This is a genomic window from Rhodococcus sp. Z13_19A (assembly GCF_058133575.1).
Genome location: NZ_JBYUNN010000003.1, coordinates 251,320 through 272,310, shown reverse-complemented (window position 1 = coordinate 272,310; position 20,991 = coordinate 251,320). Strand labels below are relative to the sequence as shown.

The window sequence follows — 20,991 nt, the reverse complement described above, 5'->3', positions numbered from 1 at the left end:
ACTGTGTCGAACGCAAGTGCCACCCTCACCGTCTGGGCCTCTGCCTGGCTGGCGGGCGCTGCCGCCCCGGACGACGCCCTCGACGCGCTGACCGCGTGGGCACCCGTGCAGCGCGTGCACGCCGCCGATCCGGAGACCGCCGCGCAGACCGGGCTGCCCGGGCCGGGCGCCGGAACCGTGGGCGCTGCAGCGCTGTTCACCACCCTGCGGCGCAGCACCGCAGGCGGCCGGGCGGGGTCCGGCGCCGAGGTGCGGCTGGTGCTGCCGGTGGCCGGGGACGTGCGCGGCCTGCCTGCCGGGACCAGCTTCGCCCGCGCCGCGCTGGCCGCTGGGGAGGGGGTGCTGGTGCCCGACGCCGGGCTCGGCCTGGTGCCGGCCGCGGAGGGCGAGGAGGCGCTGCGCTGGGTGGTGCACTCCCTGCCCATGGACGTCCCCCCGGCCGAGCACGTCGGGCTGGCCGAGGCCGAGCACGCGCTGCGCAGCGCAGTCCGCGACAGCGCGCGGGCCCTGGACGAGCTGCAGGTCGCCCGGGAGGACGCCACCGTGCGCCAGCGCATCGCCGCAGCGCTGCGCGCGACCCCCCAGCCGGAGTGGCCCCGTGGCGTCCCGCCCCGAGCGCTGCGGGTGCTCGACCAGGCTGAGCACGTGGCCGCGATCCTCGAGGCGGCTGCGCAGGACACGCCCGGCGGCGCGTGGTCGGCCTCGGCCGCCGACGCCCGCGAGCAGCTGTTGCGTCCACTGTTGACCGACGTGCGCACCGCCCAGCTGGCTGCCGTGGCCGAGTCGGTGCGGGTGCTGGCCGCCCACCCCTCCCAGCACTAGCCGCCCTGGGGGCGCTGGCTCTCCTGGCGCGCTAGCTGGCCACCCGCTTGGCCGGTTCACAGCACCGCACCGCACACGGTGCGCCGTTGCGGGTGCAGCCGGCCGCACCCACGTCGCTGAGCCGCTGCGGGGACACCCCGTCGGTGTGCTCGCGCACCAGCTCCACCACCATCCGCGCGAAGCGGGGGTCCTCGCCCACGGTGGCCGCCCGCTCCAGCGCCATGCCCAGCTCGGCAGCCAGGTCCACCGCCTCGGTGTCCAGGTCCCAGACCACCTCCAGGTGGTCGGCGACGAAGCCGATGGGGCTGACCACCACCGCGGGCACCCCACGGGTGTGCAGGTCACGCAGGTGGTCGAGGATGTCGGGCTCCAGCCACGGCACCTGGGGCGGGCCGGACCGGGACTGCCACACCACGTCGTGCTCGGCCACCCCGGCCTCGGCCGCAGCCAGCCGAGCCGCCTCGACCACCTGGCGGGAGTAGCGGCGGCCACCCTCCTCGGGCGGGCCCGAGGCCAGGTCGGCCGAGTCGGGCACCGAGTGCGCGGTGAAGACCACGCGAGCCTGCGCGCGGTGCTCGGCGGGCAGTCGCTGCACGGCCGCGCGCACCGCGTCGGCCTCGGCGGCGACGAACAGCGGGTGGTCGAAGAACTGCCGGAGCCGGGTGAGCTGGGGGGCGCCGGCGCCCACCGCGTCGCGGGCGCGGGCGATGTCCTCCTGGTACTGGCGGCACCCGGAGTACCCGCCCCAGGCCGAGGTGGCGAGCACCAGCGCGTTGCGCACCCCGGCGGCTGCCATCTCCGCGACGGTGTCCTCGGCCATGGGGTGCCAGTTGCGGTTGCCGAAGTACACCGGCAGGTTCAGGCCCTGCTCGGCCAGCTCGGCCTCCACCTCACCGATCAGCTTGCGGTTGAGCGCGTTGATGGGCGAGACCCCGCCGAAGTGCCGGTAGTGCTCGGCCACCTCCGCCAGCCGCTCCGGCGGGATCCCCCTGCCTCGAGTGACGTTCTCCAGGAACGGGATGACGTCCTCGGGGCCCTCCGGACCGCCGAAGGACAGCACCAACAGCGCGTCGTAGCTCTGGGATTCGCTCACGCTGCCATTGTGGCCGCCCGGTGCGGAGCGCGCTCAGACACCCATCGCGTGGAAGCCGCCGTCGGCCATGATCATCGAGCCGGTGGTGGTGGGGAACCAGTCCGAGAGCACGCCGCACACGGTCTTGGCCACCGGGAGCACGTCGTTCTTGTCCCATCCCAGCGGGGCGCGCTCCTCCCACGGCTGCTGGAACTGCTCGAAGCCGGGGATGGAGCGAGCCGCCATCGTGGCCAGCGGACCGGCCGCCACCAGGTTCACCCGGATGCCCTTGGGGCCGAGCTCGCGGGCCAGGTAGCGGCTGGTGGACTCCAGCGCCGCCTTGGCCACACCCATCCAGTCGTAGCCGGGCCAGGCCTGCCGGGCGTCGAAGTCCATGCCCACCACGGAGCCACCCGGGCCCATCAGCGGCAGGCAGGCCACCGCCAGGGACTTCAGCGAGTAGGCGGAGATCTGCACGGCGGTGGCCACGTCCTCCCACGGCGCGTCCAGGAACCCCCCGCCCAGGCAGGACGGCGGTGCGAAGCCCACCGAGTGCACCACGCCGTCCAGGCCGTCCACGTGCTCCCCGACGCGGGCAGCCAGGGAGCCCAGCTGCTCGGTGTTGGCCACGTCCAGCTCCACCACCGGCGCCGGCTCGGGCAGGCGCTTGGCGATGCGCTCCACCAGGCTCATCCGGCCGAACCCGGTGAGCACCACGGTCGCGCCCTGCTCCTGCGCCACCCGGGCGGTGTGGAACGCGATGGATGCATCGGTGATCACTCCGGTGATCAGCAGCCGCTTGCCCTCGAGCAGTCCGCTCACGTCGGTTTCCTCCTGTGCTTGGTGAAGCTTGGGGTGTCTGGGGAAGTGCTCTAGTGGCCCATGCCGATGCCGCCGTCGACCGGGATGACCGCGCCGGTGACGTAGCCGGCCTCGTCGGAGGCGAGCCACCGCACGGCGCTGGCCACCTCCTCGGGGCGGGCCTGCCGGCCCAGCGGGATGGCGTCGGTGATGGCCTTGCGGCGTGCCTCGGTGAGGTCAGCGGTCATGTCGGTGTCCACGTAGCCCGGTGCCACCACGTTGGCGGTGATCGACCGGGAGCCCAGCTCGCGGGCGATGGACCGGGACAGGCCCACCAGGCCGGACTTGGAGGCGGCGTAGTTCACCTGGCCGGGGGCACCAGACAGACCCACTACCGAGGAGATGAAGATCATCCGGCCCCAGCGCGCCTTGAGCATGCCCCGCGCGGCCCGCTTGGCCACCCGGTAGGCAGCGGTGAGGTTGGCGTCCACCACGGAGGTGAACTGGTCCTCGGTCATCCGCAGCAGCAGCGTGTCCTCGGTGATGCCGGCGTTGGAGACCAGCACCTCGACCGGCCCCTGGGCGGCCTCCACCTCGGCGAAGGCTGCGTCCACCGCCTCGGCGTCGGTGACGTCGCAGCGCACGCCCAGCAGCCCCTCGGGAGCGCCGGAGCCGCGGTGGGTGACGGCCACGCGGTGGCCCTCGGCGGCCAGGGTGCGGGCGATGGCGAGGCCGATGCCCCGGTTGCCGCCGGTGACGAGCACGGAGCGGGAGGGGGTCGGGGAGTCCGGTGCGGGCATGCCGGGAATCTATCGGCTACTCACGGGTAGACCGGCATTCCGCAGGGTGTGGCGGCTCCCGACCGGTCAGGCCAGCGCGAGCAGGCCCACCGCGAACGCCCCGTAGAAGGCCGCGGCACCGGCCAGCCGTCCGGCGGTGAGCCGACCGGTGCGGGTGAGCACCAGCAGGTAGCCCACCGACGCCATGGTGCACACCCCGGCCAGGACGAGCGGGGCGTCGAGCTGCCAGGAGGTGAACAGCAGACCCAGCCCGGACGGGACGGTCACCTGGATCATCATCGAGCCGGACAGGTTGGCCAGCGCCAGCTGGGGCTTGCCCTGGCGGCACCAGACGACCGCGTTCATGATCTCGGGCAGCTCGGTGGCCAGGGGCGCCAGCAGCAGGGCGCTGACGGTGGCCGGCACACCCAGGGCGGGCCCGGCCCACTCCAGCTCGTGCACGAAGAGCTGGGAGGCGCCGAAGACCAGGGCCAGCGTCACCACCGTCTGGGTGAGCACGGCGGCCGTGCTCGGGCTGGCCCGGCGCGGCTGCAGCTTGAGCGGGGCGAGGTCGGCGGTGCTGGCCGCGGCGCCCCGGCTGCTGCGCACCTCGCGGGAGACGTACACCGCGTAGGCGGCGAAGAACAGCAGGCCCAGCCAGGGCTTGTAGGCGAAGACCACCAGCCCCAGCCCCAGCTTGACCGCGTAGATGGCCAGGAACCAGCCCTGGTCGCGGGCCAGGCGCGGAGTGGTCGCGGCCAGGTCGGTAGCGGGAGCCCGGTCGTCGCGCGCCGCCAGCCGGGCGGGGCCGGGCCCGGCGCCCACCAGCACCGGCAGCCGGGCACCGCGGGCCCGGGCCAGCAGCACCACCCCGGCGACTGCGTAGGCCACGGTGCCCACCACCAGGGGCCCGCCGATGGCCGCCCCCATCCCGATGTCGGCGCCGTGCTCGTCGCTGCCCAGCAGCACCGCCACCAGCGTGACCACGCTCTCCGGAAGGGCGGTGCCCACGGCCGCCAGCACGGTGCCGACGGCGAGCCCACCCATCCGCAGGCGCGCGCCGAGCCACTCCACGGCGTTCACGAACCACTCGGAGGCGAGGTAGATCACCAGGATGCAGCCCACCAGCGACAGCACGTGCGTCATCGCTGTCCCTTCGCCGCCGGTGGGAGCGCGGCCGTCAGCGGCCGTCGTCCCGGTTACCGCAGCGAAGTTAGCCGTGTTCGGGCCCAGGAAAAACGCGACCACGAGAACAACCGAGTGGGGCGCGGCCAAGTCCGGAGTAAGGCGCGCCTAACTCTGCTGGCTGGAGCCGGAGACGGAGTGCTCGGCACGGATGGTGTCCAGGTGCTGGCAACCGACGTAGGGGCACCCGGCGCCGGGCTCCTCCGCACCGGTCGGGTGCGGCCGGTGCTGGGCCACGCACAGCGCCAGCACCGCCTGCATCCCCAGCTCCACCCGCCGCGGCTCACCGCCGGTGTGCACCGCCACCACCAGCGGTCCGCCGAAGGGCTTCTGCTCGACCACCTCGACCTCGGTGTCCAGGCCGACGCCCAGCCCGGCGAACCACCGCAGCAGCTCCGGGTCGTGGTCGATGAACCGCGCCACGAAGCCGCGGGAGCCCGGGGACAGCGTCGCCACCGGGCTGGTGGGCGGCTGGTGCAGCACGCCGTCGGGGGTGGGGATGGGATCGCCGTGCGGGTCCCGCCACGGTCGGCCCAGCGCGTGGTCCATCCGCTCCACCATCCGGGGCGACACCGCGTGCTCGAGCACCTCGGCCTCGTCGTGCACCTCGTCCCAGGAGTAGCCCAGCCGCTCCACCAGGTAGGTCTCCACCAGCCGGTGCCTGCGCACCATCTCCACCGCACGGGTGCGCCCGGCCGCGGTGAGCTCGATGCCGCCGTAGGGCTCGTGGCTGACCAGGCCCTGCGCGGTGAGCTTGCGGATCATCTCCGACACCGACGACGTGGAGACGCCCAGCCGGGCCGCGAGGTTGGCGTTGGAGCGCTCGTCGGGGTCCCACTCCCCCAGGTTGAACAGAACCTTGAGGTAGTCCTCGATCACCGTTCGGCTCCGGGAGTCCACCACGCGTCCGAGGATACCGGGCCGCGGCTAGGGCAGCCGCTGGGTGAGCACCAGGCCGGTGCCCGCCGAGAGCAGCGCCAGCACCGTGCCCAGGATCAGCCACGGCCGGCTGGCGTCACCCAGCAGCGTCTCGTAGCCGATCTGCTTCTCCAGGGTGTCGTAGACGGCGTTGAGGTCGGCCAGGCTGGAGGCGGTGTAGAAGTCCCCGCCAGCCAGCCGGGCGATCTGGCGCATCGAGGCGTCGTCCACCGGCACCGGCTGGCGGCGACCCTCGATGTCCACGGTGCCGTAGCGGGTGCCGAAGGAGATGGTGGACACCGGGATCTTCTTCTTCGCCGCCTCCCCCGCCGCGGTGAACGAGCCACGGGGATCGTCGGTGAACTCCGGGACGGTCTGCGCGCCGTCGGAGAGCAGCACGATGCGGGCCGGGGGCGGCTCGGCGCCCGGAACCACCGCAGCCATGGTGTCGATGGCCTGCAACGAGGTGAAGATCGCCTCGCCGGTGGCGGTCCGCTCGGCCAGCTTCAGGTTGTCGATGGCCGCCTTGGGCGCCGATCGGTCGACGGTGGGCGAGACCAGCACGGTGGCGGTGCCGGCGAACGCGACCACACCCAGGTTCACCCCGGGGGTGAGGCCGTCCACGAACTGCTTGGCCGCGGTCTGCGCCGCCTTCAGCCGGGAGGGCTCGACGTCGGTGGACTCCATGGACAGCGACACGTCCACGGCCAGGATGACGGTGGCCCGGTTGCGGGGCACCTTCTGCTCGGAGGTGGGCCCGGCCAGGGCGATGGTGAGGCAGGTCAGCGCCACCAGGAACAGGGCCGTGGGGACGTGCCTGGCCAGGCCCTGCCGACGGGGCGCCACCTTCTCCAGCAGGGCCAGGTTGGTGAAGCGCATGGTGTTGCGCCGACGCATCCGCTGCACCACCAGGTAGCCGGCGAGCAGCACCACCACCGCGAGCAGCAGCAGGAACCACAGCGGGGAGGTGAAGCCGGTGAGGCTCATCGCAGCCCACCCGACCAGCCGCGCTTGCGGCCGATGACGAAGCGCACGATGTCGGCGATCCAGTCGGAGTCGGTGCGCAGCGTCAGCCGCGGTGCGCCACACCGACGCAGCGTGCGCGCCACCTCCTGGCGGTGGGCCTCGGCGGCGGCGGCGAAGTCCGTGCGCAGCCGGGGCGTGGTGCTCACCTCGCGGACGCGCCCGGACTCCGGGTCGCTGAGCACCACCCGGCCCACGTCGGGCAGCTCCAGGTCGCGGGGATCGAGCACCTCCACGGCCAGCAGGTCGTGCCGGGCGGCCAGCCCGCGCAGCGAGCGCTCCCAGGTGACGTCACCGAGGAAGTCGCTGACCACCACCGCCAGGCCGCGGCGCTTGGGTGGGCGGCGCAGCAGTTCCAGCGCCGCCCCCAGGTCGCCGCGGGTGCCGTCCGGGGCGCGCGGGGTGGTGGCGAGGGAGCGCAGCATGCTCTGCGCCGCCGCCGAGCCACCGCGGGGCGGGATGCGGGTGGTGTGTGCACCGGTGGCCACGATCGCCCCGATGCGGTTGCCGCCGCCGCTGGTGAGGTGGGCGATCGCGGACACCGCCGCCACCGCCAGGTCGCGCTTCTCGCAGGCGGCGGTGCCGAAGTCCAGGCTGGGCGACAGGTCGCACACCACCCAGGTCTCCAGCTCGCGGTCGGCCACGGTCTGGCGGATGTGCGGCTCGGTGGTGCGGGCGGTCACCGACCAGTCCATCCGCCGCACGTCGTCGCCAGGCTGGTAGGTGCGGGCCTCGCCGGGCTCGCTGCCGGGACCGGGCACCAGCCCCAGGTGGTTGCCCTGCAGCAGCCCGTCCAGCCGGTGGCGCACCGTCAGCTCCAGGGTGCGCAACGCCGCCGCCAGCTTGGGGTCCTCCAGGTGGCCGGACTCCAGCGAGGGTGGTGCCCAGGCAGGCCGGTCGGCGGGGCGGGGGGCCACCGGGGCAGCAGCGCCGTCCCCGGACAGGGACGCTGCGCGGCGCAGGACGCTCACCGCTGCTGGGGGCCGATCGGCTGGAAGGGCTGCGGCACCGGTCCCTGCGGGCCACCAGGGGGCGGGCCGCCCGGCGTGACCAGCGGCACCGGCTGCGAGCTCACCTGCGGCAGGCTCACCGACTGCAGCACCCGGTTGATGACGTGCTCCACCGGGATCTCGTCGGCCAGCGCGTCGTAGGACAGCACCAGACGGTGGCGGAGCACGTCGGGCAGCACGTCCACCACGTCCTGGGGCAGCACGTAGTCGCGGCCGCGCACCAGGGCCAGCGCACGGGCAGCCGCAATGGCGCCCAGCGTGGCACGGGGTGATGCGCCGTAGCCGATCCAGCCCGCGACGTCGGTCAGCCCGAGGTCGGCCGGGGTGCGCGTGGCGGCCACGACGCGGACCACGTAGTCGACCAGGGCGTGGTGCACGAACACCTGGGCAGCGACGTCCTGCAGCCGCACCAGCTCGTCCGGGGTGAGCACCTGCTGCGGCTCGGGGGCACGCACGCCCATCCGGTAGACGACCTCGCGCTCCTCCTCGATGGAGGGGTACTCCACCAGGATCTTGAACAGGAACCGGTCGCGCTGGGCCTCCGGGAGCGGGTAGACACCCTCGTTCTCGATCGGGTTCTGGGTGGCCAGCACCAGGAAGGGCTTGGGCATGGGGAAGGTCTTGCCGCCGATGGTGACCTGGTGCTCGGCCATCACCTCCAGCAGTGCCGACTGCACCTTGGCGGGGGCCCGGTTGATCTCGTCGGCGAGCACGAAGTTGGCCACCACCGGCCCGGGCTCCACGTCGAACTCCTCGCGGCCCTGGCGGTAGATGCGCGTGCCGATGAGGTCAGCGGGCACCAGGTCGGGGGTGAACTGGATGCGGGAGAAGTGGCCGCCCACCACCGTGCAGAGGGTCTCCACCGCGAGGGTCTTGGCCACCCCGGGCACACCCTCCAGCAGCAGGTGGCCCTTGGCGAGCAGGCCCACCAGCATCCGCTCGACCATCCGGTCCTGGCCGACGATGACTCGCTTGACCTCGAAGACGGTGCGCTCCAGCAGCTGGGCGTCACGCTGCATGCTGCTCGCCGTCGGCACGCCGCCCTGCGGCACCGCACCGCGGGGCCCGGCGTTGCCTGCCGGGGCTTGCTGTCCGTGATCCTGAGCCCCTGAGCTCACCGCTGCTCCTCCGTCTTCGGCGCACACCTGTGTGGTGCACAGCAAACAGTCTGCACCGTGTGGGGACTGTGAGCACCCGACCCGCCCGTGCGTCCGGGCCGCCCGTGCATCCGAACGGCTCAGAGCATCCGAACGGCGTAGGGCATGATGCCGCCGTAGCGCACCGGGGAGATCTTCACGTACGACCCGGACTGCGGGGCCTCGATCATCTTGCCGTCGCCCAGGTACAGCGCGACGTGGTGGATGTCGTAGGGGCCCCAGAAGATCATGTCGCCCGGCCGCATCTGCGAGATCGGGACCTTGGTGCCTGACTCGTACTGGTAGCCGGTGTAGTGCCGCAGCGAGATGCCCACCCCGGCGAAGGCGTAGACCATCAGGCCGGAGCAGTCGAAGCCCACCTTGGCGTAGTCGCCGAAGCTGTCGGCGACGCCGCCGTCCCGGATGCCGACCGTGGCGCCGTAGGCGTTGCCACCACCCCAGGAGTAGGGCACGCCCAGCTGCGACATCGCCCGGTTGATCACCGTCTGCACCGATCCGGTGCTGGAGCCACCGTTGCCGCGCGGCGGCGTGCGCACGGGCGCCGGCGCCGGCTTGGGCGGCGCCACGTAGACGGGTGCGGCCACCGGTGCCGGCGCGACGTACACCGGAGCGGCGACCGGGGCGGCGACCGGCGCTGGAGCGGGCACGGCCTGCGGGGCGCTGGGGCGGGGGGCGCTGGGACGGGGGGCGGCGGCCTGGACGGTGGCCGTCTGGGCTGCGGCCGCCTGGGCTGCTGCCCGCTGCCGGGCCGCAGAGGCGTCCGCCGCCTGCTGCGCGTTCACGGCGTCGGCGGCGGCCTGGGCCTGCGCGGCGGCCTCGGCGGCGGCCCGCTGGCGCGCGGCCTCCTCGGCCGCACGCTGGGCGGCGGCGGCCTCCTCGGCGCGGCGCTGGGTGTCCCACTGCTCGAAGGCCTGGCGCTGGCCCTGCAGGCCGGACACCGCGGTGCGGGCCTGGTCCAGCGCGTACTGGGCCTGGTCGCGGTTGGCCTGCAGCTGGGCGGTCTGCGCGGCCTGGGCCTGCTGCGCGCTCATCGCGTTCTGGGTGGCCTGGTCGGCCGCGCCCTTGGCCGCGTCGGCCTGGGCCCGGGCGCTGTCCGCCTGGGTCTTGGCGGCGCGGGCCGCCGACTCGGCGTTGGCGCTCTGCGCTCGAGCGCGCTGCAGGGTCTCCATGACGCCGAGCTGGCTGGTGGTCACGGCGTTGAGCAGCTGTGCCCTGGCCAGCACGTCCTCCGGGCTCTCCGAGCCCAGGTAGGCGCTGAAGGAGCCGACCGTGCTCCCCTGCTGGTAGCTGCCGGCGGCGAGCTGGTCGACCTGGCGGCGTGCGCTCTCGATGGAGTCCTGGGAGAGCAGCACCTGGTGCTGGGCGTTGACCACCGCCTGGTCGGCGGCGTCGGCGCCGGCGCGGGCCTCCTCGAGGTCCACCCTCGCCTTGTTCGCCAGCTCGCGCTGGACCCCCACGTTGACGGCGAGCTGGTCCAGCTCGGCCTGTGCGGTGGTCAGGTTCTTGATCAGCTGGCCGACCTGGGCGGCCTGGCCGTCGGCGGCACTGGTGGCCTCGGTGAGCTGGGTGTCGCTGGGGTTGGGTGGGGGCGGTGGCACGGCCATCGCGGCCGGCGGGAGCGAGGCCGTCAGCACGGTGACCACGGCGGCGCCGAGCACCACCCGGATCATGCGTCTCGGCGCGGGTCCCCGCGCGTGACTGTCTAGGCCAGACACCAAACTTCTCCCTCATGCCACACATGCGCACTGCTGAGCACCCTGGACGCCCGAACGCTGCCGTCGCCGATCAAAATCACTGCGCGTCACAGAATTCAGTGAACATGTGACAAGTCGTCACACTGTGACACTTTTTCCCCAGCAGCGCCAGGGGTTACTCAGTTCACATCCTCAACAATCGTCACACCAACCACAGACCTGAGCCACTCAGGCCCACACGCACGGCTGCGCCGCCCCCGGAGAGGGGCGGCGCAGCTGTGCGTGCGTCGGGCGGGCCGGCGCGGGCTAGTTCACCTGGCGATCACCGTCGGCCCAGAACTGCTTGCGCAGCTTGAACTTCTGGATCTTGCCGGTGGCGGTGCGCGGGATCTCCTCGCGGAACTCGATCGAGGTGGGCGCCTTGTAGCCGGCCAGCTTTGACTTGCAGTGCGCGATGAGGTCGGCCTCGGTGACCTGCGCTCCGTCGACGAGCACCACCAGGGCCTTGATGGTCTCGCCCCACTTCTCGCTGGGCACCCCGATGACCGCAGCCTCGGCCACCGACGGGTGGCTGAACAGCGTGTCCTCCACCTCGATGGAGGACACGTTCTCCCCGCCGGTGATGATCACGTCCTTCTTGCGGTCGGAGATGATCACCTCGCCGCCGTCCGGGTCGATCGTCCCGCCGTCTCCGGTGTGGAACCACCCGTCGGCCAGTGCCTTGGCCGACTCCTCCGGGTTCTCCCAGTACCCGGCCAGCACGGTGTTGGAGCGCACCAGCACCTCGCCGGAGTCGGAGATGCTGAACCGGGTGCCCAGCGTGGGCGAGCCGGCTCGGCTGAGCCGCTTGGCCCGGTCGGCCACCGGCAGGTGCAGGTCCTCCGGCCGGGTGCGGTTGAAGGTGGTCAGCGGCGAGGTCTCGGTGAGGCCGTAGATCTGCAGGAACTCCCAGCCCAGCTCGTCGATGATCCGCTCGATGGTGCGGCTGGGCGGCGGGGCGCCGGCGCAGACCACGCGGACGCGGTCGCGACCGGGGATCTCGCCGTCCCAGTCCGCCGCGGCGTCGAGCACCGCGCTGTAGACGGCGGGGGCGGCGCACATCAGGGTGACGCCGTGCTCCTGCACGCGGCGCAGGATCTCCCCGCCGTCGATCTTGCGGATCACCACCTGCGGCACTCCCATGCCGGCCATGGTGAAGGGCATCCCCCAGCCGTTGCAGTGGAACATCGGCAGCGTGTGCAGGAAGGTGTCGCGCTCCCAGGTGCGGGTGTGCAGGCCGAACGTCGTGGAGTTCACCCAGATGTTGCGGTGGGTGATCTGCACGCCCTTGGGGCGCGCCGTGGTGCCGGAGGTGTAGTTGATGGTGGCGGTGGCGTCCTCGTCGGGCGCCGACCACGGCCGCGGCTGCACGTCGAAGCGCATCAGCTCGTGCTCGGTCTGCGCGCCCAGGACGAAGGTGTGGCGCACCGGCAGGTCCATCAGCGGCTCGGCGATCTCCGGGTCCAGCAGCAGCACGTCCGCCCCGCTGTTGTCCACGATGTAGGCGATCTCGTCGCGGCTGAGCCGAAAGTTGATGGGCACGCAGACGCGGCCGCTGGCGGTGACGGCGTACAGCAGCTCGAGCAGGCGGGCGGAGTTGTGGCTCACCACCGCCACCCGGTCGCCCTCGGCCACGCCGAGGGCGTCCAGACCGGCCTGCCAGGCGCGAACCCGCCGAGCCAGCTCGCCGTAGGTGGTGGTGGGCACCGGGTCGGCCGGCTGGTTGGGCTCGTCGATGACGGCCGTGCGGTTGGCCCAGACCACCTCGGCACGCTCGAGAAAGTCCTGTGTGGTCAAGGGAACGCGCATGGGGGCGACCTCCAGGTCGGGGAATGAGGAACCGGCCTCATCGTAGTGACCTGCACCACCGGGGACCGCTCGGTCCCCACCGCGCTGACGGCACGTTGGCGAGGCCGTTGCCGGTAACCCGGGCCGACCAGGCACGATCACCTCCCATGAGCAGATTGCGACGTCGGGTGCTGGGCACCGCCAGCCAGCTGGCCACCGCGGACCACGCCCTGATCGGTCGCAGCGCCCGGCTGCGTCCCTCGCCGATGGACCGCACCCTGCTCGGGCTGAGCCGCTCGGCCAACCACAGCGTGCTGTGGTGCGGCCTTGCCGCGGGCATGCTCGTCGTCGGCGGTCGCCCCCGCCGCGGGGCGGTGCGGGGGCTGCTGGCGGTGGCCGGCGCCAGCGCCGTGGCCAACGGGATGCTCAAGCCGGTGTTCCCCCGCCGGCGACCGCCCGCCCAGACCGTGCCCGCGCTGCGCCGGTTGGTGCACCCCCCGACGTCCTCGTCGTTCCCCTCCGGCCACTCCGCCTCCGCCGCAGCCTTCGTCACCGCGGTGGCCCTGGAGTCGCCGGCGTCCGGTGCGCTGCTGGCGCCGCTGGCCGGTGCGGTCGCCTACTCCCGGGTGCACGTCGGTGTGCACTGGCCCTCGGACGTGCTGGTGGGTGCTGGCGTCGGTGCAGCGGTGGCGCTGGCGACCCGACGCTGGTGGGCGGTGCGGCCGGAGGAGCCGGCGGTGCTGGGCGCCCGGGTGCAGGCCCCCGCCCTGGCCGACGGCGAGGGGCTGCTGGTGCTGACCAACCCCGCCTCCGGCAACGGCCACGACCCGGCCACCGAGCTGGTCGAGCTGCTGCCCCGGGTGCGGCTGCTGGAGACCGACCCCGACCGCGACGCCGGTGAGCAGCTGCAGGAGGCGGTGGACGCCGGCGGGGTGCGCGCGCTGGCGGTCTCCGGCGGGGACGGCACCGTGCAGGCGGTGGCCGGCGTGGCGGTGGCCAACGGCCTGCCCATGGCGGTGCTGCCCGGTGGCACCCTCAACCACTTCGCCCGCGACGTCGACGCGGTGGACGTGGCGGCGACGGCCTCGGCGATCGCTGCGGGCCGTGCGGAGCGGGTGGACAGCGCCGAGGTGTGCGTGGACGCCGGCCCCGGTCGGCTCTTCGTGAACACCGCCAGCATCGGCGGCTACCCGGACGCGGTGCAGCTGCGCGAGCAGCTCGAGCACCGGATCGGCAAGTGGCCGGCCGCGGCGGTGGCCATGGTGCGGGTGCTGCAGCGGGCCGCGCCGCTGGAGGTGGAGCTGGACGGGCGGCGTGCCGCGCTGTGGATGCTCTTCGTGGGCAACGGCCGCTACGCCCCCACCGACCAGGTGCCCATGTCGCGGCCCACCCTCAGCTCCGCCACCCTGGACGTGCGCTACCTGCGGGCCGACACCTACGCCTCCCGGACCCGGCTGCTGCTGGCGGCGGCCACCGGGACGCTGGCGGGCAGCCCCACCTACGTCCACAGCAACGTCGAGCAGCTCCGCGTCCAGGTGCTGGGCCCGCCGACGTCGCTGGCCACCGACGGCGAGGTGGCCGGGCACGGACGCACGTTCACCTTCCGCAGCCGGCCGCAGTCGCTGGTGCTCTACCGCGCCTGAGCGGGCTCGCCCGGGTGCAGCCCGGCGCGCAGCGCGGCCAGGCACTCGTCCACGGCGGCGGTGGTGGACGGGGTGACACCGTCCAGCGACGCGAAGCCGTGCACCAGCGGCTCGAAGCGCCGCACCGTCACCGGCACTCCGTCGCGACGCAGCAGCTCGCCGTAGGCCTCGCCGTCGTCGCGCAACGGGTCGTGCCCGGCGGTGGCCACGAAGGCCGGCGGCAGCCCGGCGAAGCTCTCCGCAGTGGCCGGCGCCGAGCGCACCGAGACCTCGCCCGCCGCCCCGGCGTACTGGGCAGCGAAGTACGCGATGGCCTTGCGGTTGAGCAGCGGCGCCTCGGCGTTCTCGATCATGCTGGGCCAGTCCTGGTGCCCGCTGGTGACCGGGTAGAGCAGCAGCTGGAACGCCAGCGCGGGCCCGCCGCTGTCACGGGCCAGGTGGGTGAGCACCGCCGCCAGGTTGCCGCCGGCGCTGTCCCCGGCCACGGCCAGCCGCTCGGGGTCCCCGCCGAGCTCGGCGGCGTGCGCGGCCGCCCACTGCAGGGCCGTCCAGCAGTCCTCCACCGCGGCGGGGAAGGGGTGCTCAGGGGCCAGGCGGTAGTCCACCGACACCACCACGGCCCCGCAGTCGCGCACGATCCGGCGGGCCAGCGCGTCGTGGGTGCGCACGCTGCCCAGCACGAAGCCCCCGCCGTGCAGGAACAGCACCACCGGCAGCGGGTGCTCCGCCGCTGGCCGGTAGACCCGCACCGGCACGCCGTCGGCGTCGGTGTCCTCGACGTGGTCCACCTCGATGCTCACCGGCACCATGGCGCTGACCTGCTCCATCATCTCCCGCAGGCGCCTCGGGTCGGCGCCGTCGCCACCGATCTCGGGCAGGGTCAGGGCGGCGAAGATCTCGGCCAGCTGGGGGTCCATCGACATGCCGGGCGACGTTACCCCGCAACAAACAGGACGCGCGTACTGTGAAGGTTGACGCCGGGCGGAAGGGCGCCAAGTAGGCCAGAATCCGGGTGGGCAACAATCAGGGCAGGACTGTCGCGGCGCAGATCGACGCGCCCAGCGGCAGCGAGGAAGAACTCATCGACGAGTGGAGCAGAACGTGAGCAGCAGCAAGGACTCCTTTGGGGCGCGAGGAACACTGGAGGTCGGTGACGACTCCTACGAGATCTACCGGCTCTCCGCGGTGCCCGGCACGGAGAAGCTGCCCTACAGCCTGAAGATCCTGGCCGAGAACCTCCTGCGCACGGAGGACGGCAGCAACATCACCGAGGACCACGTCACGGCGCTCGCCGAGTGGGACCCGTCGGCGGAGCCGAACACCGAGATCCAGTTCACCCCGGCCCGCGTGATCATGCAGGACTTCACCGGCGTGCCGTGCATCGTCGACCTGGCCACCATGCGCGAGGCCTTCACCGACCTGGGCGGCGACCCGGACAAGGTGAACCCGCTGGCGCCGGCCGAGCTGGTCATCGACCACTCCGTCATCACCGACGTCTTCGGCACCCCCGACGCCTTCGAGCGCAACGTGGACTTCGAGTACCAGCGCAACGGCGAGCGCTACCAGTTCCTGCGCTGGGGCCAGGGTGCGTTCAACGACTTCAAGGTGGTCCCCCCGGGCACCGGCATCGTGCACCAGGTCAACATCGAGCACCTCGCCCGCGTGGTGTTCGACCGTGACGGCGTCGCCTACCCCGACACCTGCGTGGGCACCGACTCCCACACCACCATGGTCAACGGCCTCGGCGTGCTCGGCTGGGGCGTCGGCGGCATCGAGGCCGAGGCGGCCATGCTCGGCCAGCCCGTCTCCATGCTCATCCCCCGCGTCGTCGGCTTCAAGCTCACCGGCGAGATCCCGGCCGGCGCCACCGCCACCGACGTGGTGCTCACCATCACCCAGCAGCTGCGCAAGCACGGCGTGGTCGGCAAGTTCGTGGAGTTCTACGGCGAGGGCGTCGGCGCGGTGCCGCTGGCCAACCGCGCCACCATCGGCAACATGAGCCCGGAGTTCGGCTCCACGGCCGCGATCTTCCCGATCGACGACGAGACCATCCGCTACCTCAAGCTCACCGGCCGCAGCGCCAAGCAGCTGGCCCTGGTGGAGGCCTACGCCAAGGAGCAGGGCCTCTGGCACGACCCGTCCCGCGAGCCGACCTTCTCCGAGTACCTCGAGCTGGACCTGTCCACCGTGGTGCCCTCCATCGCCGGCCCGAAGCGTCCGCAGGACCGCATCGCGCTGTCGGAGAGCAAGGAGAGCTTCCGCGGCACCATCACCGACTACGTCATCCCGGACAACTGCGAGGACGAGCTGGAGTCCTTCCCGGGCAGCGACGCCCCTGGCTCGCGCGTCGGCGACGCCCAGCCCAACGGCCAGGAGCCGGTCGACGCCCCGGAGTCTGACGAGCGTCCGCACAAGCGGGTGCCGGTCACCATGTCCAACGGCACCGAGACCGAGCTGGACCACGGCGCCGTGGTGATCGCCTCGATCACCTCCTGCACCAACACCTCCAACCCCTCGGTGATGCTGGGCGCGGCGCTGCTGGCCCGCAACGCGGTGGACAAGGGCCTGCGCACCAAGCCGTGGGTCAAGACCTCCATGGCCCCCGGTTCCAAGGTCGTCACCGACTACTACGAGAAGGCCGAGCTCTGGCCCTACCTCAACGAGCTGGGCTACAACCTGGTCGGCTACGGCTGCACCACCTGCATCGGCAACTCGGGCCCGCTGCCCGAGGAGGTCTCCAAGGCGGTCAACGACCACGACCTCTCCGTGGTGAGCGTGCTGTCGGGCAACCGCAACTTCGAGGGTCGCATCAACCCCGACGTGAAGATGAACTACCTGGCCTCCCCGCCGCTGGTCATCGCCTACGCCCTGGCCGGCACCATGGACTTCGACTTCGACGCCGAGCCGCTGGGCCAGGACAGCCAGGGCAACGACGTCTTCCTCAAGGACATCTGGCCCTCCTCGCAGGAGATCCAGGAGGTCATGGACGCCTCCATCACCGAGGAGATGTTCACCAAGGACTACGCCGACGTCTTCGCCGGTGACCACCGCTGGACGTCGCTGCCCACCCCGGAGGGCCAGACCTTCGAGTGGGACGCCGAGTCCACCTACGTCCGCAAGCCCCCATACTTCGACGGCATGCAGATGGACCCGGAGCCGGTCAGCGACATCACCGGCGCGCGTGTGCTGGCCCTGCTGGGCGACTCGGTCACCACCGACCACATCTCCCCCGCCGGTGCCATCAAGCCGGGCACCCCGGCGGCGCAGTACCTGGACGAGCACGGCATCGAGCGCAAGGACTACAACTCCTTCGGCTCCCGCCGCGGCAACCACGAGGTGATGATTCGCGGCACCTTCGCCAACATCCGGCTGCGCAACCAGCTGCTGGACGACGTCAGCGGCGGCTACACCCGCGACTTCACCGCCGACGGCGAGCAGGCGTTCATCTACGACGCCGCGCAGCACTACGCCGAGCAGGGCACTCCCCTGGTGGTGCTGGCGGGCAAGGAGTACGGCTCCGGCTCCTCCCGCGACTGGGCGGCCAAGGGCACCGCGCTGCTGGGCGTCAAGGCCGTCATCGTGGAGAGCTTCGAGCGCATCCACCGCTCCAACCTGATTGGCATGGGCGTCGTCCCGCTGCAGTTCCCCGAGGGCGAGAACGCCGAGTCGCTGGGCCTGGACGGCACGGAGACCTTCGACATCAGCGGCATCACTGAGCTGAACGAGGGTCGCACCCCGCGCACCGTCAAGGTGACCGCCACCAAGACCGACGGCGGCACCGTGGAGTTCGACGCGGTCGTGCGCATCGACACCCCGGGCGAGGCCGAGTACTACCGCAACGGCGGCATCCTGCAGTACGTGCTGCGGTCCATGGCCCGCAGCTGAGCACCACCCGGGCTGCCACCAGCTGAGCCCGACCCCCGCACCACCAGCACCGCCCGCCGGGTCCACGCCCGGCGGGCGGTGCTGTGCGTCGGGGGGGCTGCCGCCCCGGCGGACTCCGCACCCTGGCCTACGCTTTCCGTTGTCCGCCAAGCAGTTGCGTGCGGGCACCCGTCTGTCTTCCGTACTCGAAGGAGCGCCCGTGACCTACCCCCAGCAGCACGCACCCCAGCCCGGTGGCACGCCCTACCCCGCCCCCGGGACGCCCCAGGCGCCCCGTCGGCGCACCGGCCTGCTCGCGGGCATCGCTGCGGCAGTGGTGGTGGTGATCGCGCTGGTGGTCGTGCTGGTGGTCACCCTCGGTGGCGACGACGAGAGCTCCGCCAGCGCGGCTGCCGCACCGAGCGCCACGGCGAGCCCCTCCGCGAGCCCCCGTGCCGTCGGCGACGCCTTCATGGACGGGGTGGCCACCCAGGACATCCCCAAGGTCCGCAGCGTGGCGTGCGAGAAGAACCGCGACGAGCTGGCCGGCGAGCAGGGCGCCAAGCTGCCCGCCGAGTACAAGATCGACAAGTTCGCGACCAGCTTCGTCAGCGAGAAGGAGACCAGCGCGACCGAGCACGAGCTGAGCTACACGGCGGAGATCGCGCTGACCTACCAGGGTGAGCAGCGCTCCAGCACCGTGCCCTTCACGCTCTCCGTGGTCAAGGAAGCCGACGCCTGGAAGGTGTGCGCCCTGAAGTCCTGACCCCGGGGCTCACAGGACGCGCCCAGGCACCTGCCCTAGCCTGGCTGCGGACGTGCCGCCCCCGGCCGTCCGTTCGCCCACCAGGAGAGGACTCCATGAGCCACCCACAGGACCGCGGAGACAGCGGCCCCGGAGCAGTTCCCCACCAGGCCCCGCCGGGGCCCGCCGGTCCGCGCAAGGGGGTGGTGGCCGGGATCCTCGGCGGCGTCGTGGTGCTCATCGCGGTGGCTGCGCTGCTGTTCGTCACCCTCACCAGCTCCGACGGAGCCGAGGCCTCACCGCGGGAGGTGGCCGACACCTTCATGCGGGGCGTGCAGACGCAGAACCTCGACCTGGTTCGGGACATGTCCTGCGCGGAGAACGCCGACACCCTCGCCGGTGAGGACGGCGCCAAGCTGCCCGAGGACTACACGCTGGACAAGTTCGACGCGAAGTTCGTCGACGACGTGGAGAAGAGCGACACCGAGCGCGAGATCGGCTACTCCGCCGACGTGTCGATGAGCCACCAGGGCGAGCAGCGGTCGGACACCATGACCTTCTCGCTCACCGTGGTCAAGCAGGGCGACGCCTGGAAGGTCTGCGGCCTGCAGTCCTGACCCCCTGTTTCCTGGCAGCGGCCGGTGCACCCGCCACGGGTGCACCGGCCGGGTCGGTCTCCTGGTCGCGCCGGCTGCCAGGTCGCGCCGGTTCTCAGGTCGCGCGGGCCAGCAGCAGGGCGAAGCGCTGGTCAGGGTCGGTCCACGTGCCCGCCGCCTCCAGACCCACCGCCGCCAGCTCGGCCTGGACGCCCTCGAGGCGGAACTTGGCCGAGACCTCGGTGCGCAGCTGCTCCCCCGCGGCGAAGCTCACGTCCAGGTCCAGCTCGGCCACGTGCACCCGCATGGCGCGGGTGGCCTGCAGCCGCATCTCGATCCACTCCTGCTCGGCGTCCCACACCGCCACGTGCTCGAAGGCGTCCACGTCGAAGTTCGCACCGAGCTCGCGGTTGAGCACGTGCAGCACGTTGCGGTTGAACTCCGCCGTCACCCCCGCCGCGTCGTCGTAGGCCGGCACCAGCACCTGGGGGTCGGTCACCAGCCCCACCCCGAGCAGCAGGTGCTCCCCGTCGACCAGGGCGGCACGCACCGCGGCCAGGAAGGCGGTGCGCTCGGCCGGCACCAGGTTGCCCAGCGTCCCGCCGAGGAAGGCGATCATCCGCCGGTTGCCGCGCGGCAGCGCCTCCAGGTCGGCGGTGAAGTCCCCCACCACCCCCTGCACCTGCACGCCGGGGTACTCCGCGGCCACCTCGGCCGCCGCGGCCGCCAGCGCCGAGCGAGAGACGTCCTGGGGCACGTAGCGGCGCAGCGTGCCCTGCTCCTGCATGGCGTCCAGCAGCAGCCGGGTCTTCTCCGACGAGCCCGACCCCAGCTCCACCAGCGTGTCGGCCCCGGTGGCGGCGGCGACCGCCCCGGCGTGCTCGGCGAGCAGGGCGCGCTCGGTGCGGGTGGGGTAGTACTCCGGCAGCGCGGTGATCTCCTCGAACAGCTCGCTGCCGCGGTCGTCGTAGAACCACTTGGGCGGCAGCCACTTGGGCTCCGCGGTGAGCCCCACGAGGGCGTCGCGGCGCAGGGCCTGCTCCGCGGCGTCGGGTGAGAGGTGCACGTCCAGGTGCGGAGCCGTCATGGGTCCTCCAGGGTGGTCACGTTGCGGGCATCAGGGGTGTCACGGTGACCGAGCCGGCCTTGGCACGCACCAGGGAGCGGTCCGGAACCGACTGCCACGCCGGGTCGTCGTCCCAGGGCTCGGAGGCCAGCACCACGGCGTCGTCGGCCACCCGGTAGGACAGCGCGTGCTCCCAGGTGGTGGCCACCAGCTGCTCGCCGTCACCCAGCAGCAGGTTCAGCCGGGAGCCCGGCGCTGCCGCGGCCACCTCCAGCACCAGCCCGGCCACCGCGTCGGCGGCGTCGGCGTGCGCCAGCCGGTGGCGCAGCGCCGCCCACAGCAGCGCCGAGTCGGTGGGGGCGTCCAGGGTGAGCAGGTCGGTGACCGGCAGCGTCTGCGCCAGCGGGGCCATGCTGCGCGGCCAGCCCCGCACCACACCGTTGTGGCTGAACGCCCAGTGCCCGTCGGTGAACGGGGCGGCCGCGGTGGCCACCACCGGCATGCCCACGGTGGCGGAGCGGACGGCGGCGAGCACCGCCGTGGAGCGCACGGCGGACAGCGTCTGCAGGCCGGCGCTGTCGGTCCACATCGGGGCGGCGCTGCGGTAGCGGGCCGCACCTGCCTCTGCCCACCAGGCGGCGCCGTAGCCGTCGGCGTTGAGGGTGCCGCCGCCGCGCATGTCCCGCGGGGCGAAGGACTGCGTCTGCAGGGAGTGCGGTCCGTGGGTGAGCAGCTCTCCCACCGCGCAGGCCGGTCCCAGGTACCCGAGGTGTCGGCACATCGCCGGGG

At 72.8% G+C, this 20,991-nt stretch carries 18 protein-coding genes; 5 read left to right on the top strand and 13 right to left on the bottom strand.

The genetic code is table 11. The features are described from left to right. The first annotated feature begins 3 nt into the window (after positions 1–3). Positions 4–822, top strand: coding sequence for an Rv1486c family protein (locus AC3YNX_RS12380; RefSeq protein ID WP_489995643.1), 819 nt, complete (start codon positions 4–6; stop codon positions 820–822). A 31-nt stretch (positions 823–853) separates the two neighbouring features. On the opposite strand, the gene AC3YNX_RS12375 is transcribed toward AC3YNX_RS12380, so the two are convergent. The 10 genes from AC3YNX_RS12375 to AC3YNX_RS12330 form a co-directional block, all read right to left on the bottom strand. Beyond that, a complete protein-coding gene (locus AC3YNX_RS12375) occupies positions 854–1,915 on the bottom strand; it encodes a ferrochelatase (protein WP_489995642.1) in 1,062 nt (353 codons plus the stop codon). A gap of 33 nt (positions 1,916–1,948) precedes the next feature. Next, positions 1,949–2,716: an enoyl-ACP reductase FabI gene (gene fabI, locus AC3YNX_RS12370; protein ID WP_489983078.1), complete on the bottom strand. Its 768-nt coding sequence runs from the start codon at positions 2,714–2,716 to the stop codon at positions 1,949–1,951. 50 nt (positions 2,717–2,766) lie between these two features. Further along, positions 2,767–3,495: a beta-ketoacyl-ACP reductase gene (gene fabG, locus AC3YNX_RS12365; protein WP_127783080.1), complete on the bottom strand. Its 729-nt coding sequence runs from the start codon at positions 3,493–3,495 to the stop codon at positions 2,767–2,769. 66 nt (positions 3,496–3,561) lie between these two features. Beyond that, a complete protein-coding gene (locus AC3YNX_RS12360) occupies positions 3,562–4,620 on the bottom strand; it encodes a sodium:calcium antiporter (protein WP_489995641.1) in 1,059 nt (352 codons plus the stop codon). Between the two features lie 147 nt (positions 4,621–4,767). After that, positions 4,768–5,562 carry a metal-dependent transcriptional regulator gene (locus tag AC3YNX_RS12355; protein ID WP_489995640.1) on the bottom strand — a complete coding sequence of 265 codons (795 nt, stop codon included), beginning with the start codon at positions 5,560–5,562 and terminating at the stop codon, positions 4,768–4,770. 24 nt (positions 5,563–5,586) lie between these two features. After that, positions 5,587–6,564 carry a VWA domain-containing protein gene (locus AC3YNX_RS12350; RefSeq protein WP_127783083.1) on the bottom strand — a complete coding sequence of 326 codons (978 nt, stop codon included), beginning with the start codon at positions 6,562–6,564 and terminating at the stop codon, positions 5,587–5,589. Beyond that, entirely contained in the window at positions 6,561–7,517 is a 957-nt protein-coding gene (locus AC3YNX_RS12345; RefSeq protein ID WP_489995939.1) for a DUF58 domain-containing protein, read from the bottom strand. Before AC3YNX_RS12345 ends, AC3YNX_RS12350 begins: the two co-directional genes overlap by 4 nt. 50 nt (positions 7,518–7,567) lie before the next feature. Next, entirely contained in the window at positions 7,568–8,755 is a 1,188-nt protein-coding gene (locus tag AC3YNX_RS12340; RefSeq protein ID WP_489995639.1) for an AAA family ATPase, read from the bottom strand. Between the two features lie 92 nt (positions 8,756–8,847). Next, positions 8,848–10,437, bottom strand: a complete 1,590-nt coding sequence (locus AC3YNX_RS12335) for an NlpC/P60 family protein (protein WP_489995638.1) — start codon at positions 10,435–10,437, stop codon at positions 8,848–8,850. Positions 10,438–10,767: 330 nt separating this feature from the next. Beyond that, the gene (locus AC3YNX_RS12330) at positions 10,768–12,309 is read right to left on the bottom strand and encodes a class I adenylate-forming enzyme family protein (RefSeq protein WP_489995637.1); all 1,542 of its coding nucleotides are present in this window, start codon (positions 12,307–12,309) and stop codon (positions 10,768–10,770) included. Between the two features lie 146 nt (positions 12,310–12,455). Here AC3YNX_RS12330 and AC3YNX_RS12325 point away from each other — a divergent pair, with 146 nt between their 5' ends. Then, a complete protein-coding gene (locus AC3YNX_RS12325; RefSeq protein ID WP_489995636.1) occupies positions 12,456–13,931 on the top strand; it encodes a bifunctional phosphatase PAP2/diacylglycerol kinase family protein in 1,476 nt (491 codons plus the stop codon). Here AC3YNX_RS12325 and AC3YNX_RS12320 read toward each other — a convergent pair. Next, on the bottom strand, positions 13,919–14,848 hold the full coding sequence (locus AC3YNX_RS12320) for an alpha/beta hydrolase (protein ID WP_489995938.1): 930 nt from the start codon (positions 14,846–14,848) through the stop codon (positions 13,919–13,921). The two genes, AC3YNX_RS12325 and AC3YNX_RS12320, sit on opposite strands and share 13 nt — an antisense overlap. A 172-nt stretch (positions 14,849–15,020) precedes the next feature. Here AC3YNX_RS12320 and acnA point away from each other — a divergent pair, with 172 nt between their 5' ends. The 3 genes from acnA to AC3YNX_RS12305 all read left to right on the top strand — a co-directional run bounded on the left by acnA (position 15,021) and on the right by AC3YNX_RS12305 (position 19,157). Further along, on the top strand, positions 15,021–17,816 hold the full coding sequence (acnA, locus tag AC3YNX_RS12315; RefSeq protein WP_489995635.1) for an aconitate hydratase AcnA: 2,796 nt from the start codon (positions 15,021–15,023) through the stop codon (positions 17,814–17,816). A gap of 199 nt (positions 17,817–18,015) precedes the next feature. After that, the gene (locus AC3YNX_RS12310) at positions 18,016–18,561 is read left to right on the top strand and encodes an Rv0361 family membrane protein (protein WP_127783089.1); all 546 of its coding nucleotides are present in this window, start codon (positions 18,016–18,018) and stop codon (positions 18,559–18,561) included. 95 nt (positions 18,562–18,656) lie between these two features. Beyond that, complete coding sequence (locus tag AC3YNX_RS12305; protein WP_489983068.1) at positions 18,657–19,157, top strand: Rv0361 family membrane protein; 501 nt, start codon at positions 18,657–18,659, stop codon at positions 19,155–19,157. A 94-nt stretch (positions 19,158–19,251) separates the two neighbouring features. Here the strand turns inward: AC3YNX_RS12305 and egtD are convergent, their stop codons facing one another. Together egtD and egtC are read right to left on the bottom strand one after the other, a co-directional pair. After that, the gene (gene egtD / locus AC3YNX_RS12300) at positions 19,252–20,223 is read right to left on the bottom strand and encodes an L-histidine N(alpha)-methyltransferase (RefSeq protein ID WP_489995634.1); all 972 of its coding nucleotides are present in this window, start codon (positions 20,221–20,223) and stop codon (positions 19,252–19,254) included. A 16-nt stretch (positions 20,224–20,239) separates the two neighbouring features. Then, positions 20,240–20,983 (bottom strand): ergothioneine biosynthesis protein EgtC, encoded by a 744-nt coding sequence (gene egtC / locus AC3YNX_RS12295; protein WP_489995633.1) that lies wholly within the window; start codon positions 20,981–20,983, stop codon positions 20,240–20,242. Positions 20,984–20,991: the final 8 nt, after the last annotated feature.